Raw genomic sequence first — 14,857 nt, 5'->3', positions numbered from 1 at the left:
TCATCCGCGAGCGCTTTGGCGACGCCGGAATCAATGCCCGAACTTACTCCCGTGACCAGAGCGACCTGATTCGCGAGTAACTTTTCCATCGCTGCTCCCGGCGTGACAAGGTGGGAATGTGCATCGACCATCCATATAGCAAGGCCGCCGGATATCCATGCAGCGAACTGCACCGATATCCGGCGGCCGACCCGATTCCGAAGAACACGGGCACTACGAAATGCTTAAGCAAGTTGTGGCTATATGACGCCGACGACCAGCAATACGATTACCACGATCACAACGAGGCCTAGACCACCCGTAGGACCGTAACCCCACGCACGACTGTGCGGCCACGTGGGGAGCGCACCGATGAGCAGAAGAATCAGCACGACTAGAAGAATAGTTCCCAACATATGAATGACCTCCGCCTGGTTGATTGGACCTGCCTTCACGACAGCCGCGCAAGGCACGCCCTGCGGGCGTTCCTGCGAAAGGCAGTATCGGTGTCATGGTTGAGCAAGCCGCATGCCCAAGGCTAAAAGTCGAGCGGGCACCGTTCGAAACCAGTTACATCGCGGTGTGACGTGCGGCGCCGATACGCGACGCAAGGAGATCAGCGACGAAGGCAATACTTAGCGCGACTGCTCCACAGGTGAAGATCAACGCGTAGTCGTTATGCGTATGCGAGAAGAGGTACGAGTACCCATAGCCGCCGAGCGCTTGGAAGAGCGCGAAGGCTGTGGTCGCGCGACTCCATGCGGCTCGTTGTTCGGTGTGATCGTGCGGCACCAGTTCATGAATGCGGCCGAGCACGAGCGGCACGATGCCTGGCGTGAAGATGCCGAGAATTACGGTCGATGCCGCCAGCACGAACGAGCTGCCCGAAAACGCGAGCATGGCGACAGCGGCCGCTTGCAGAAGCAGTCCGACGCGATACGCCTTGCCAAAGCCGATGCGATCGGCCACGTTGCCGCAGATCACCGGTCCGGCGATCGCAGCGAGGCCGTACAGCACCCAGTAGTTCGCGCCGATTGCCGCGCCGCGTCCCAGGCCGCGAGCGACATAGTCGACGAGCAGTACCATCGCCGGCACGAGACCGAGGGCGTTCGCCGCGTATTGCGCGTACAGCACGCGCAGGGTCAAGCCGTGAGGGCGTGCCGCGTGATGCGCGCCGGACGGCACGACCGGTGCGGGTGGATTCGTCGAAGGCCAGCCGAACCAGCTCACTACGGTCAGCACCAGTGCCACCGCGCCGAGACCGATCCACGTGGTTTGCAAACCATAGTGAAGCAACTGCGGAATCAATGTGCCGGATGCCGCGATACCCAAGCCGAGTCCAAGAAAGATCATGCCGCTCACGAAGCCACGGCGCGGCGCCGGAATGTGCGGAAGAATCGATGTCGCTACCAGCACCATGATCGCTCCGCCGGAAATGCCCGACAACAAACGCCACGTGAAAAACCAGCTCACCGAAAGCGGATACGCGCAGGCGAAGAAGGCGGCCGTCACCACCGCCATCAGCATGCGCAACGCGCTGCGGTTCGATAGTGCTGCTGCGAGCGGACGGCCGATGAACGCGCCGACCAGATAGCCGGCGAAGTTCGCCGCGCCGAGCGTGACCGCTTGCGACGACGTGAACCAGTGCGCCTGGATCAGCGAGGGAATCAACGGCGTGTACGCGAAGCGGGCGAGGCCGATGGCGACGAGACTGCCGCACAGCCCCGCGAGCGTTGCGAAGAGCGCGCGGGCATCGAGTGAGACTGGACTATCGGACGCTATGGGTGCAGCGGACATGACGGTTCCTTTACCGGTGCGCGCTGGTAGCGGCGCTGCCGGATGTCGGTGGGGAAAGCGAAGCGAAGGGGCGCGCCTTGTCAGGCGCCTAGCTCAGACGTCGTTGTCTGTTGCCGGCAGGGCAGGCAAACCGAGTAGCAGCAACACCGGCGCGATCGCGCCGATGAGCAGCGCCTGTTGCGGATTGACGCGCGCGAGAACGCGAACGCCGATCAATGTGGCGAGCAGATGAGTGGCGGCGTCATCGGCGGAAACGACGGTGGTGATTTCGCCGCTCTCGCCGGCCGCAACCACGCAGCGGTAAAAAAACGCGCGGATTTCGGCGAATTCCGTGGCGACGATGTCACGGAATATTTCGTCCTCCGATGTGGTTTCCAGCGCCGAGTTCACCAGCATGCAGCCGCGCTGGGCGGGATCGGCAAGCGTTCGCTCAAGGATCTCCTGGAAAAACATCGTGATGCCTAGAGCCGGCGATACGGTGCGTTCCAATCGCCGGATCCGTTCGCGCAAGGTGTGCTCGAGATAATGCTCGAGCGCTCGCAGATACAGCGTGCGCTTGTCGCCGAACGCGTTGTAGAGGCTCGGCTGCGTCAGGCCGGTCGATTTGACCAGGTCGCGCGTGGAGGTCGCCTCGTAGCCCTTCGTCCAGAAGGCCGCGCTGGCGGCTTCCAGCACCTCGTGTTCATCGAATTCGCGGGGGTCTTGCCATGGTGAATGTCCTTCCAGCGTCACTGACGACTAGTTCTGTATCAGTCGATATAGAAGGCGATTATATATCGAGTGATACATAACGCAAGAAGAAGATTTGAGGACGTCCGGCGGCGCGTTTACAGTGCGCTGCGATTTGGAGGCAGGGCGTCGGCGGACGGTTGCCCGTCCGGTGCGAGTTCGGTGTCCGGATAGCTGATTCGCACGGGGGGCACGAACCACGCGAGACACAGGCCGATCAACGCGGCGGCGCCCGCCACCAGAATGCCGATGTGAATGGATTGCACCAGCGCTTCGCGCGCGGATCTCATCATGGCGTCGCCCGACTGGCCGGCACTCACCAGACGATTGATCAGCGCGGCCTGCTCCGCGCGATCCACCAACAGTTCAGGACTGGCGAAGGATTTGAACCACTGCGTCGCCTGATAGGAATCGAGTGAGCGATGCACGCCGCGCGAATAGAGATGCCCGAGCAACGCGCCGGTCATCACCGTGCCGAGCATGCCGCCGAACGTCCGCAGTGATTGAAGCAGCGCGGTGGCTGCGCCGACATGATCTCGCGCGACGATCTGCTGCGAACAGACTGTCAGGCTGGTTGCCACCAGACCGAGGCCGAGCCCGCTGATCCCCATGCACGACGCCCACACCAGATGCGGTTCCGTGCCTCGCAGTACGACTACGCTGAGACAGGCGAGCGCGGACAGCGCAAAACCGGCATACATGATGCCGTTCGCGCGGCGGATCCGTGTGACGATACGATTGTTGAGCACGCTGCCTACGGTCGTGCCGAGCAGCAGCGGCGTGATCAGCATGCCGGAGTCATGCGCGGACATCGCGTAGCCGCCCTGAAACAGCAGCGGTACGTAGAACACCAGCGAAAAGAGCGCGAAGCCGCCGAGCACCGACATCGCGAAGAGCGCGGAGAGCTTGCGGTCCATGAGCATGTCAACGGGCACGATCGGATAGCCGATGCGCCGCTCCCATAGCCAGAGAATCAGCCCGCAAGTCGCAGCTACGATGGTCAGCACGACTGTCGTGGTGTCGAAACCGCGCCTCGGAAACAGTTCGATCAGCACTTGCAATGAGCCGAACGTGACTGCGAGCACGAACGCGCCAAGCCAGTCGAGCCGCACGGGCCCCTTGTGCCGCAGGTGAAGCAGCGGCGGCAGAAAGCGTTGAACGAACAGCAGCGATAAGATCCCGACCGGCACGTTGACGAAAAACACCAGCCGCCAGCCGCCGTACTGCGTCAGCATTCCGCCGAGGGTCGGTCCGATCATGTTCGACACGCCGAAGGCGGAGGTGACGAACACCAGCCAGCGCAGCCGCAGTTTCGGATTGGGAAACAGATCAGCGACGGTGGCGAACACCGTGCCGATCAGAATGCCGCCACCGATCCCTTGCAGGCCGCGCGAAATCACCAACAACAACATGCTGTTGGCGAGCCCGCACAATACCGAGGCGCCGGTGAACAAGAGGATCGCGGCGATCAGAAACCGCTTGCGGCCGAATAGATCGCCCAGCCGCCCGAAGATGGGAATCGTGATGACCGAGGCCAGCATGTACGACGTCGCGACCCATGCGTACAGGTCGAAGCCCTTCAGTTCGGCGACGATACGCGGCAGCGCCGTACCGACGATGGTTTGATCCAGCGCCACCAGCATCGCGACGAAGGCGATGCCGAGCATCGCAAGCAGCGATTCGCGAAACGGCAGCAGTTGCCCGCTCGGAAGCGGCGCGGCGAGCCCGGCGCTCATGGCGTGCTTACTTGTTACCCGCTGCGGCATATTTGCCGAGGGCGCCGCCCAGTTCTTCGTCGGTCAAGGCTGGGGAGATGTTCATCGTGAGCAGGTCGCCCCATTCGAGCGCCAGCGCCGCCATCGCGCCCGTGTCGTCAGACTCGACGATCGCAACGCCATGCAAGCCGCCGATAGCGTGCCAGCGTCCCAGCAATTTGACTCCCTCCGGCACCCGGCCGCCGGTCTTCATAAAACGTTCGATGACGGAACTCTCGGCGGTCGGCAGACCATTCCAAAGGACGATAAATTTCATTGCGCGTCTCCAATCCGAATTGGCGATGCCGGCTCGTGGCGCGCTGCCATCGTCGCTTATGGGTACGGCGCGTCGCGGTTGCGGTGCGCCGTGTTCACTCTGCGCCCGCTAGCTGTCCGAATAGTGCGTGCTATTGGCGGACAGCGATCAGAAAACCACGTGGCGTCCTAAGCATCATAGGTGAGCGTAGGGCGGCCGGCGTCGCCGCGTGCGGACATTCACCAGGCTAATTGAACAAGCGCTCTTTCGTGGCGAAAAAGCGAAGAGGGCTGTTGCCAGCTGGGAATATCTCGTGGGTTGTTCACGTTAACTATTGCGGGGCGCCGGCAACAAAAGCAAACGGCACGCGTGGGTGACGCGTGCCGTTGCTGTGACTGTGCGACGCTTGGGCGAGGCGCGCTACGGTTTGCGCTGCACGGCGGCCCGGGCAATGGTCTGATGCGCTGCGGGGAACCCCGGCGGATATTCGACCACGCGTGCCGAAGCCGGCACCAGTGGCACGGCCGCGTTCAGCCGCGCGCCAATACGTGCGCCGCCGACGATGGCCGCCATCGCCTGTCGATCGAGTTCGACGCTGTCGGTGAGGTCCCTGATGATCAGCTTGGTCATGGTGGCTCCAGGAAAGAAATCGAGCGGCGCGCCGGTGCAATGCGCCGGCCGCCGCTCGGGTGTGTCGTGAAATGTGCTGAGGTCTCCTCGCACTATCAGTATAGGAAATCTGTCTGCCGCTCGCTGGCCGGCGATGATCTGCCGACAGTAATGAGGCCCCCCGGCCCTCGCGACGGCAAGCCGTCACACGTTGGCGTAGTTGGCGCCCCACAGCGACGGGCTGACGTTCAGGTGCAGCGGCACGAAGCCCGCGCCGATCACGCCGACGTTGTTGAGTGCGGCGACGTTGACGTACTGCAGCTGGTTGAGGTTCTGGTTGATCGAGACGTTGACGTTGGCAATGCCGCCAAGGCCGGCGACCGAGGGCAGGCCGGGCACGCTGCTGCCGGTGCCGCCGGCCACCGCCGACATGGCGCGGCGGTCGAGCTCGCGGGTGCCGGACAGATCGCGAATCATGAGGGATGACATGGTGCTTCTCCAAAGGTGCGCGGAAGACGGGGGTAATCGTGGGCAGGCGAAGCGGACCGGCGAACCGGTCGCCTCGCCAGGCCGCGTGTTACACGTGGATGTTGTTGCTCGTGGAGACGTACGGGTTGACCGTCGAGCTGATGCCGGTGGCGAACGCGACGTTGTTGCCGTTGGCGTTCTGCAGGTTCAGTTCGGTGTTGATCAGCTGGGTGGCATCGACCTTCTTGCTGTTGTTCGGAGCAAAGACGGGGCTGAAGTTGAAGTACGACGAGGACGGATAGTAGCCGGTGCCGCCGCGCACGGCGCTCATGGCCTTGCTGTCGAGTTGTTCGGTGATGGACAGGTCTTTGATCATCAGCGTGTTCATGGTGAGTCTCCAGAAGGTAAAGGTCAGGGTCTTGCGGTTGGGTGCGAGCAACTTGTCTGCTCGGTTATCACTAATGCACGGGCTGTGCCAGTTATATTCAAGGTTCCTAAGAAAGTTGGTGGAGGCCTGCTGCACAAGGGTTTCGCGTTGCAGTGCCGGGTTCACGGTAGCGAACAGCCGCGTGGAAGCGATGAACGACTGACGGCATATGCCCGACAGACCACTGCATGCTGTTGGATGTCGCACGACATGGGCAGTGGCGAACGGACCCGCCCTGACCGGTGGCGTTCAGACTTCGAGAGGATGCGGAAGGTGTCGATCTGGAATCGAAGAACGCGCGTGAGATTCGCGGCACCGCGCGGTCGGTTGTTATGCCGTCGTAGACGCGGATCGCTTCAACGGTCGCCCGATGCCGGTGCAGACTCGATGACTTCGTGCGAGGAATTCGATCGATTGGTTGGCCTGGACGAAGCAGTGGCCGAAGAGGTGTCGTTCAACGTGGTGGCGTCGAAGTGTGAGCGTCAAGCCGACGCCGCTTGAAACGGGTTGCCTGGCAGGAGGCATGCATCGATAAGAAAACGAGACGTGGGACATTCAACACGTCAATGAACAGGCCCCCTCCAACGGCGAAGACGTGAAGGAGGCCTGTTTCTAATTGCGGACATCTCGCGCGTCCTATAAGTAGGTTCCGCCAATGCGTCCTTCGAAAATGGCGGTGTTGATTTCAAAATCGTCGACGTGACCGAGCGGGCCACGGTCGACTGTGACGACGACGGAACGGCCGCCGCGCAGCGCCTTCATCTGCTCGGCGGTGAGCGTCATTTCGTCGTGTACTTGATCCGCGGAGCGCGGTAGGTCTTTGATGATGAGCGTGGATTTCATGGCGTTACTCCTGAAGGTGGATAGGCGAGCACGATGCGGTGCTCAGCCTTCGTTCTGCAAGGGTTATGCCAATTTGTGCGCGATGAGCGAGGAAACCGAATGCGAGGCGGCCACACAAGGCCAGCAAGCGATAGACGTCATGCGTTCGCCGAGCATGACGTTCCGTGAGCGCAAGAATCGAGGGGACTGTTCGTCGAGGCCCGACCAATCGCGTGTGGAATGTCGGCTCACGCCGCTCCGCCGGCAACAAAAGCAAACGGCACGCGTGGGTGACGCGTGCCGTTGCTGTGACTGTGCGACGCTTGGGCGAGGCGCGCTACGGTTTGCGCTGCACGGCGGCCCGGGCAATGGTCTGATGCGCTGCGGGGAATCCCGGCGGATATTCGACCACGCGTGCCGAAGCGGGCACCAGTGGCACGGCCGCGTTCAGCCGCGCGCCGATAGGCGCGCCGCCGACGATGGCCGCCATCGCCTGACGATCGAGTTCGACGCTATCGGTGAGGTCCCTGATGATCAGCTTGGTCATGGTGGCTCCAGGAAAGAAATCGAGCGGCGCGCCGGTGCAATGCGCCGGCCGCCGCTCGGGTGTGTCGTGAAATGTGCTGAGGTCTCCTCGCACTATCAGTATAGGAAATCTGTCTGCCGCTCGCTGGCCGGCGATGATCTGCCGACAGTAATGAGGCCCCCCGGCCCTCGCGACGGCAAGCCGTCACACGTTGGCGTAGTTGGCGCCCCACAGCGACGGGCTGACGTTCAGGTGCAGCGGCACGAAGCCCGCGCCGATCACGCCGACGTTGTTGAGTGCGGCGACGTTGACGTACTGCAGCTGGTTGAGGTTCTGGTTGATCGAGACGTTGACGTTGGCAATGCCGCCAAGGCCGGCGACCGAGGGCAGGCCGGGCACGCTGCTGCCGGTGCCGCCGGCCACCGCCGACATGGCGCGGCGGTCGAGCTCGCGGGTGCCGGACAGATCGCGAATCATGAGGGATGACATGGTGCTTCTCCAAAGGTGCGCGGAAGACGGGGGTAATCGTGGGCAGGCGAAGCGGACCGGCGAACCGGTCGCCTCGCCAGGCCGCGTGTTACACGTGGATGTTGTTGCTCGTGGAGATGTACGGGTTGACCGTCGAGCTGATGCCGGTGGCGAACGCGACGTTGTTGCCGTTGGCGTTCTGCAGGTTCAGTTCGGTGTTGATCAGCTGGGTGGCGTCGACCTTCTTGCTGTTGTTCGGAGCAAAGACGGGGCTGAAGTTGAAGTACGACGAGGGCGGATAGTAGCCGGTGCCGCCGCGCACGGCGCTCATGGCCTTGCTGTCGAGTTGTTCGGTGATGGACAGGTCTTTGATCATCAGCGTGTTCATGGTGAGTCTCCAGAAGGTAAAGGTCAGGGTCTTGCGGTTGGGTGCGAGCAACTTGTCTGCTCGGGTATCACTAATGCACGGGCTGTGCCAGTTATATTCAAGGTTCCTAAGAAAGTTGGTGGAGGCCTGCTGCACAAGGGTTTCGCGTTGCAGTGCCGGGTTCACGGTAGCGAACAGCCGCGTGAAAGCGATCAAACGACTGACGGCATATGCCCGACAGACCGCCGCATGCTGTTGGATGTCGCACGACTCGGGCTCGCCGCGCAGGCAGCGGGCCAATCCTGGTTTGCGAAAGCACGGAGCGGGAGCTAGTATCGAAGCGGCACATGTAACTGGTTACGAAAGGTTCTCTATCAGCCCGAGAGGTTTGGATCGCGCGCGATCCGGCCCAACGGCAGCGGCGGCGCTTCGCACAAATGGCTAGCCTTGCGCGTGTGATTCACGACTTTCAGAACGGCGAGCTGTCCCGTGACGAGTTCGTGGCTCAACTCGACAGCACGTTGACGACCGAAGGACTCGGCCCCACGCAGCTGCTGGACATGCTCGGCGCGGCACATCGCAAGGCGCCGCTCCCCGACGATCTCTACGTGGAAGTGCGGCGACGCATCGAGCAGTTGCGCGTGTCGAACGTAGCGGCGGGCGGCGACGAAACCGGCATCCAGACCACTGTCGAGATTCCGTCGGTACGGTCAGCCAGCGCGGGCAGCGCGGGAAGCTCGGCCAATGCAGCGGGCACCGGCAGTGCGGCGGGACACGACCAGATCAAAGGCACCGGCGACACGCTCAACAACCGCTTCGTGCTCGAAGAATGCCTCGGGGTCGGCGGCATGGGCACGGTGTACAAGGCACTCGATCTGCGCAAGCTCGAGGCCTCGGATCGCAAGCCGTATCTCGCGATCAAAGTGCTCAACGTTCAGTTCCGCGGCAACCCGAATTCGCTGGTGGCGTTGCAGCGCGAGGCGCGCAAGGCGCAAGTGCTCGCGCATCGCAACATCATTACGGTGTACGACTTCGACCGCGACGGGCCGATCGTCTATCTGACAATGGAGTACCTGTCCGGCAAGCCGCTCAGCCAGTTGCTGCGCACGCCGGGCTACCAGGGCATGCCGGTGCGCGCGGCGCTGCCGATCGTGCGCGGCATGTGCAGCGCGCTCGCCTATGCGCACGAACGCGGCTTCGTGCATTGCGACTTCAAGCCCGCCAACGTGTTTCTCACGACGAATGCCGAAGTCAAGGTGATCGACTTCGGCATTGCCCGCGTGTTCCAGCGTCCGGAAGAGGAGAGCGATGCAACCGTGTTCGATCCGGGCAGCCTCGGCGCATTGACGCCCGCGTATGCCAGCCCAGAAATGATCGAGCACCGCGAGCCCGATCCGCGCGACGACATCTACGCGCTCGGCTGCATCACGTACGAGCTGCTGACCGGTCACCATCCGTTCGACCGCTTGTCGGCGACGCAAGCCCGCAATGCCGATTTCAAGCCGCAGCGGCCGGCCAATCTCGATTCCAGGCAATGGCGCGCGCTGCGTGCCGCGCTGTCGTTCGACCGCAATTCGCGCATGCCGAGCGTGGTGCGCTTCATCGCGGAGTTCGATAACGAAGCGCGTGCGGAAAAGTCAGGCACGCTGGCGAAGGTGGGGCTCGCGAGTTTCGCGGTAGTGTGCGCGGCGGCGGTCGGCGTGTTCGCGTTCCGCTCGGCGCCGAACCGGCACAGCGGATCACAGACGCAGGCGGGCGCTTCGCAGGCTTTGGCGGAGCAGACGGGTTCGTCGTCTTCGGAAGGAACGGTGTCGGGGCCGGTGAGCGCGCCGCCTGCGGCCCCCCCGGCAAGTCCGGTTGCGGCCGCGCCCGCCACGCGACCGGCGGCGCCCGCGCCGAAGCCGGCGCTGACCCTCGCCGCCATCACGCCGGCGCTGGCGCAAGTGCCCTGTTCGGCGCTGTCCGCGTCAGTCCAGGACCACTCGCTGACGGTGCGTGGCTACGTCTCGCAACGCTATGGCGCGGCGCATCTGAAGGACACGCTGGCGGCGTTGCCGGGCGTCGATACGCTGACGCTCCAGGTCGAGCCGCTCGCCGACGACAAATGCGACACCATCAAAGCATTCGCGCCCTACTGGATTCACAACATGCAGGCCGGTCACGTCGCGGCCCTGCATGTGCGGCCGCCAGGTGGCCAGTTGAGCGAAGGCAACCCGCTGGTCGTCGACGTCACCACGCCGGGTTACGACTCGTATGTGAACCTCGACTACTACCAGCTCGACGGCAGCGTCGTGCACATGGTGCCGAGCCCGCGCGCGAAGGACAATCAGGCGCCGCCGCATTACGCCGCCACGATCGGCAGCGCGGGTGACTGGATCATTTCAAAGCCGTTCGGATCGGAGATGGTCGTGCTGCTGATCACGCCGGCGCCGCTCTTCGATAAGCCGCGCCCGGAGAGCGAATCGCGCGCCGACTATCTGCGCGCACTCGACACGCGGCTTGCGCAGATCGGCGGCAAATACGGCCACGATCACATCGTCGCCGATTTCGCGCCGATCACGACGAAACCACGCTCGCCCTGAGCGGCGCGAGCGCGGCTCGCGAGCCGGTTATGAACCGCCCGCGAAGCCGACAAGTCACTTGAGATCTTTGACGACCCGGAAGCCATCCTGCGATTGACGCACGCCCGAGCTGTACTTGAAGCGTGTCGCGCTGAGCATGTAGCTGCCGCCTTCGCGCCACGAACCGCCGCGAATCACGCGCATGTCGCAGCCGGGGCTGTCCCATGCGTGGCCATCGGCGGGTGCGCCCTGGTAGGAGTTGTGCCAGCAGTCGGCGGTCCATTCCCAGACGCTGCCGTTCATGTCGTACAGGCCGAGCGGATTCGGCGCGAACGAGCCGGCGGCCTCGGGTCCTTCCTTGTGCCACGGTTCGCCGCAGTCCTTGCAATTGGCGTTGCCCTTGCGCATCTGATCGCCCCACCAGTAGGCGGTCGTGGTGCCGCCGCGATCCGCGTATTCCCATTCCGCTTCGGTGGGCAGGCGGTACGGTTTGCCGGTGGTCTTGCTCAACCATTTCACGTATTGCTGCGCGTCGTCCCAACTGAGGTCGCGCGCCGGTGCGGCCTTGTTGGTGTTGCTTTCCGGCGTGAGCTTCTGGCAGCCATTGGCGGCGACGCACGCGTTCCACTGGTCGACCGTCACCTCGTACTTGCCGATCGCGAACGGCGCGCCAATGGTCACGTGATGAACGGGCTTTTCGGACGGGTCGTCGGTACTGCTGCCCATCGAGAACGAACCCGCGGGCACGGTGATCATGATCGGACAGGTGGCGCAATCGCGGCTTTCGCCGGCAACCGGCGCATGCGTGACGGGCTTTTGCGCGACCGCTGCTGCAGGTGGTGCGGCCGGCGGAGCAGCGCTTGCAGTGGGCTTGGGTGCCGGGGTGCTAGCCGGCGGCGTTGGCCGCGCGGCTTGCGGCGCGGGTGCAACTGAAGGCGCAGCAGGCGTGGCGGTGGACGGCGTGTTCGACGTCGCCGCGGCACGCAAGCGGTCGATGCGCGCATGAGCGAGCGTGGCGAAGCGGCCGTTCGGATAAGCCTTCAAATACGCCTCGTAGTCGCCCGGGTAGTTGCTGTCCTTGATCGAATTCCAGAACGTGATTTCGTATTGTTCGCTGCTGTCTTTCGGCAGGATGCCTCTGCTATGCAGCGCGACCAAGGGATTATCCCGAGCGGTGGACGCAGCATCGGCCATCAGTAAGGGTTGAGGAAGCGACGAGGCAAGCCACGGCGATTGCTCGCCGCCGGTCGCGTCGCGAACCTGCGCTGCGACGCGTTGCAACAGATCTGGCAGCGCCAGCGACGGAGCGCTGTCGAGCGCGTGAAGCCATGCATTCGTATAGACACCGTGGCGTGTGCCGTCAGCCGCGAATCCGCCGGGCGCGGTGGCGTAGGCAACCACGGTATTGCCGGGAAGCGCGGCCGTATCGTCCGTCACGTCCGCTGAGAACGGATTATTCAGGCACGTGTCGAGGATCACCAGATTGAGCCGGCCGTCACGCGCTCCGCGCATGGCCTGCAATACGGCGTGCAAATCGACACCGTTGCTCACGACCTCAGCCGGCGAGCGGGCATCCACTCCCGCTGGGATGAGCAGTGTTTGCGGGCCGATTCGCATGCCGTGTCCCGCGAAATAAAAGAGGCCAACACCGCCTGCCCGCAAGCGTTGATGGAATTCGCCAATGGCCTCGCGCATTTGCTGCGGGCGTCGCATTCATGCGCATGATGACGTCGAAGCCGAGCGTCTGGAGCCTGTCGCGCATGGCTTCGGCGTCGCGCGGCGCGTTCTCTCGCAGCGCGTCCACTTGCGTGTCAGTGCGATCCGTACGATCCACACCGTCCGCACCGTACGCGCCGTTACCAATCACAAGCGCGATACGTGGAGAAAGCAGATTGCCCTGTGGCGGCGCGAACGGAGTGACCAGCGTGAGCGGCAAACTCGCCGCACTCGTATCCCGCTCGGCGCCGTCACGTTGCGGCGCCGCAAAAGCGTCGCCCCAATGCGCCTGCATCGCCCCGGCCACGCATACCAGCATGAATATTCGCCACATCTTTACATCCTGTTTGTTCCGGACAGAACATAGGCAATCGAGGACCACGCTACTCGCATCAACTGCTGGAGTGAATTGCGAGAAACATCGACGCCGCTATCGACCATCCATCTGCAACCTCTTAATAACGATAGCACGCGCTTTGCGCGCCACAACTGTCCGCGTGCCCCGAATGCGTTATACGGTTAACGAGTGTGGCGTATCTTTTTGGCAAGTTACGACCTAAGCTAATTCACAAAGTAGGGCGGCAAGCTCGTTTTAACCAAGTGGCCGTCCAATCGCGCGTGCGCCCGCGACATCCAGCCGGAACGCCCGGCCTGCCTTGTGCAGCCGACCTGGCCATGACCACTCTTCGGGAGAGTGCGCTATGCGAAGAACCGTTACCCCCGTTGTTCTCGACGTGCGTCATGGATCGAATGCGCGTCGCGAGGCGCTGCGCCGGGCTTTGCGCGCGACGCTCGTCCTCATGTTCGGCAACATGGTGCCGAGCGTCTTTGCGGCAGCCGAGCAAACGGCGTCGCCGCCGGGCGCCGAGGAATACATCATCTGGCCATCGGACGGCACGGTGATTCACGGCGGCAAGTTGTGGGTGCGTATGGGACTGCGGAACATGGGCGTGTGCCCGAAGGGCGTCGTATTCCCCAACACCGGCCATCACCATTTGCTGATCGACACCGATCTGCCGCCGCTCGATCAGGAAATCCCATCGGATCGCAATCACCTGCACTTCGGTGCGGGTGAGACGGACGCGCGAATTGAGTTGCCGCCGGGCAAGCACACGTTGCAACTCATACTCGGCGACCACAACCACGTGCCGCATGTGCCGCCTGTGTATTCGAAAAAGATCACCATCACCGTGCTAAAAGACTAGCGCGATCCGTTCGTTCAAAGCGGGTCCGTCAGGACGGAGAGACCTTCATGTACAAGATCATCGCGGTCGCGGCGCTCGTCATGTCGGCGGCATTGGCTTCGCCGAATGTCGCCCTTGCAGGCAGCACGCCGGCGCCGGCCGGCGCCTATGCGTATATCGGCTATCCCAACGATGGCCAGGTCGTCCCTGCCAACAAGCCGTTCAAGGTGTGGTTCGGCCTGCGCTACATGGGCGTGGCGCCCAAAGGCGTCAAGTATCCGAATACCGGCCACCATCATCTGCTGATCGACACTGACTTGCCGCCGATGGATCAGGAGATTCCATCGGATCGCAATCACCTGCACTTCGGCGCGGGCGAAACGGAGACCATGATTCAACTCCCGCCGGGTAAGCACACGTTGCAGCTGCTGATGGGCGACGACATGCACGTGCCGCACAATCCACCGGTGTATTCGAAGAAGATCACCGTCATTGCGCGGTGACGCGCGGTTGCGTATTGCGCGGCGTGACGCGGCGCATCGGTCAGCGCCTCAGTGTCACGCCGCAGCCAACAATTTCTCACGGGTTGTTGGCCGCAATCCACCATCCTCCGGACGCCGCTTCACCGCTTTGTCTCACGTTCGCCTCACTGCCAGCCCCGCAACCCTTTATCTACAGCATTCCGGCACATTTCTTAGGATAGGAAAGCAATCCTGGCACAGCCCATGCGTTAGTGACACTCGAGCAGACAAGTTGCTCGAACCCAACCGCAAACTGTGCTGTATTCCCTTCCCAGGAGATTTACCATGAACACGCTGATGATCAAAGACCTGTCCATCACCGAACAACTCGACAGCAAGGCCATGAGCGCCGTGCGCGGCGGCACCGGCTACTATCCGTCCTCGTCGTACTTCAACTTCATGCCCGTGTATGCGCCGAACAACAGCAAGACCGTCGACGCCACCCAGCTGATCAACACGACGATGAACATCCAGAACGCCAACGGCAACAACGCAGCGTTCGTCTCGGGCATCTCGTCCACGATCAATCCGCACGTGTACGCCAGCAACAACATCAACGTGCACTAAACGGCGCAGGCCGCCGCGGAGGCACGACAGCCTCCGCGGACTCTTACCGGCCGCTCCTCAAAAAGATTTCGCAGCCAATCGTTCTTTTCACGCGACCCCCCGTTTC

Annotated in this window: 16 protein-coding genes and 2 pseudogenes; 4 read left to right on the top strand and 14 right to left on the bottom strand. The window is 62.9% G+C overall.

Going from position 1 to position 14,857, the window contains the following annotated elements; genetic code table 11:
- Positions 1-2: 2 nt before the first annotated feature.
- The 13 genes and pseudogenes from B0G74_RS46830 to B0G74_RS29585 form a co-directional block, all read right to left on the bottom strand.
- Positions 3-89, bottom strand: a pseudogene (locus tag B0G74_RS46830) (sugar dehydrogenase); the annotation flags it as partial.
- A gap of 150 nt (positions 90-239) precedes the next feature.
- Complete coding sequence (locus B0G74_RS29640) at positions 240-395, bottom strand: DUF3309 family protein (RefSeq protein ID WP_012429014.1); 156 nt, start codon at positions 393-395, stop codon at positions 240-242.
- 154 nt (positions 396-549) lie between these two features.
- On the bottom strand, positions 550-1,776 hold the full coding sequence (locus B0G74_RS29635; RefSeq protein WP_132378898.1) for a YbfB/YjiJ family MFS transporter: 1,227 nt from the start codon (positions 1,774-1,776) through the stop codon (positions 550-552).
- A gap of 93 nt (positions 1,777-1,869) precedes the next feature.
- A complete protein-coding gene (locus tag B0G74_RS29630) occupies positions 1,870-2,451 on the bottom strand; it encodes a TetR/AcrR family transcriptional regulator (RefSeq protein WP_243658343.1) in 582 nt (193 codons plus the stop codon).
- Positions 2,452-2,603: 152 nt separating this feature from the next.
- Positions 2,604-4,241, bottom strand: coding sequence for an MFS transporter (locus B0G74_RS29625; protein WP_132378896.1), 1,638 nt, complete (start codon positions 4,239-4,241; stop codon positions 2,604-2,606).
- Positions 4,242-4,248: 7 nt separating this feature from the next.
- Positions 4,249-4,536, bottom strand: coding sequence for a DUF3303 domain-containing protein (locus B0G74_RS29620; protein WP_132378894.1), 288 nt, complete (start codon positions 4,534-4,536; stop codon positions 4,249-4,251).
- A 399-nt stretch (positions 4,537-4,935) separates the two neighbouring features.
- Positions 4,936-5,145 (bottom strand): hypothetical protein, encoded by a 210-nt coding sequence (locus tag B0G74_RS29615; RefSeq protein ID WP_132378892.1) that lies wholly within the window; start codon positions 5,143-5,145, stop codon positions 4,936-4,938.
- 183 nt (positions 5,146-5,328) lie between these two features.
- Positions 5,329-5,613: a hypothetical protein gene (locus B0G74_RS29610; RefSeq protein WP_132378884.1), complete on the bottom strand. Its 285-nt coding sequence runs from the start codon at positions 5,611-5,613 to the stop codon at positions 5,329-5,331.
- Between the two features lie 88 nt (positions 5,614-5,701).
- Positions 5,702-5,980 (bottom strand): hypothetical protein, encoded by a 279-nt coding sequence (locus B0G74_RS29605; RefSeq protein ID WP_132378890.1) that lies wholly within the window; start codon positions 5,978-5,980, stop codon positions 5,702-5,704.
- 675 nt (positions 5,981-6,655) lie between these two features.
- Positions 6,656-6,862 (bottom strand): hypothetical protein, encoded by a 207-nt coding sequence (locus B0G74_RS29600; RefSeq protein ID WP_132378888.1) that lies wholly within the window; start codon positions 6,860-6,862, stop codon positions 6,656-6,658.
- A 316-nt stretch (positions 6,863-7,178) separates the two neighbouring features.
- Positions 7,179-7,388, bottom strand: coding sequence for a hypothetical protein (locus B0G74_RS29595; protein WP_132378886.1), 210 nt, complete (start codon positions 7,386-7,388; stop codon positions 7,179-7,181).
- Between the two features lie 183 nt (positions 7,389-7,571).
- Positions 7,572-7,856: a hypothetical protein gene (locus tag B0G74_RS29590; protein ID WP_132378884.1), complete on the bottom strand. Its 285-nt coding sequence runs from the start codon at positions 7,854-7,856 to the stop codon at positions 7,572-7,574.
- A gap of 88 nt (positions 7,857-7,944) precedes the next feature.
- Entirely contained in the window at positions 7,945-8,223 is a 279-nt protein-coding gene (locus B0G74_RS29585; RefSeq protein WP_132378882.1) for a hypothetical protein, read from the bottom strand.
- Positions 8,224-8,639: 416 nt separating this feature from the next.
- Between B0G74_RS29585 and B0G74_RS29580 the strand changes: the two genes are divergently transcribed.
- The gene (locus tag B0G74_RS29580) at positions 8,640-10,784 is read left to right on the top strand and encodes a serine/threonine protein kinase (RefSeq protein WP_132378880.1); all 2,145 of its coding nucleotides are present in this window, start codon (positions 8,640-8,642) and stop codon (positions 10,782-10,784) included.
- A gap of 54 nt (positions 10,785-10,838) precedes the next feature.
- Here the strand turns inward: B0G74_RS29580 and B0G74_RS29575 are convergent.
- Positions 10,839-12,813: pseudogene (locus B0G74_RS29575) on the bottom strand (SUMF1/EgtB/PvdO family nonheme iron enzyme).
- 367 nt (positions 12,814-13,180) lie between these two features.
- On the opposite strand from B0G74_RS29575, the gene B0G74_RS29570 reads away from it, so the two are divergent.
- The 3 genes from B0G74_RS29570 to B0G74_RS29560 all read left to right on the top strand — a co-directional run bounded on the left by B0G74_RS29570 (position 13,181) and on the right by B0G74_RS29560 (position 14,751).
- Entirely contained in the window at positions 13,181-13,684 is a 504-nt protein-coding gene (locus tag B0G74_RS29570) for a DUF4399 domain-containing protein (RefSeq protein WP_132378878.1), read from the top strand.
- A gap of 47 nt (positions 13,685-13,731) precedes the next feature.
- Positions 13,732-14,166 carry a DUF4399 domain-containing protein gene (locus B0G74_RS29565; RefSeq protein ID WP_132378876.1) on the top strand — a complete coding sequence of 145 codons (435 nt, stop codon included), beginning with the start codon at positions 13,732-13,734 and terminating at the stop codon, positions 14,164-14,166.
- Positions 14,167-14,469: 303 nt separating this feature from the next.
- The gene (locus B0G74_RS29560) at positions 14,470-14,751 is read left to right on the top strand and encodes a hypothetical protein (RefSeq protein ID WP_132378874.1); all 282 of its coding nucleotides are present in this window, start codon (positions 14,470-14,472) and stop codon (positions 14,749-14,751) included.
- Positions 14,752-14,857: the final 106 nt, after the last annotated feature.

This window comes from Paraburkholderia sp. BL9I2N2, from assembly GCF_004339745.1.
Classification (GTDB): domain Bacteria; phylum Pseudomonadota; class Gammaproteobacteria; order Burkholderiales; family Burkholderiaceae; genus Paraburkholderia.
The sequence above is the reverse complement of the archived record's forward strand: the minus strand, read 5'-3'. Positions and strand labels throughout refer to the sequence as shown.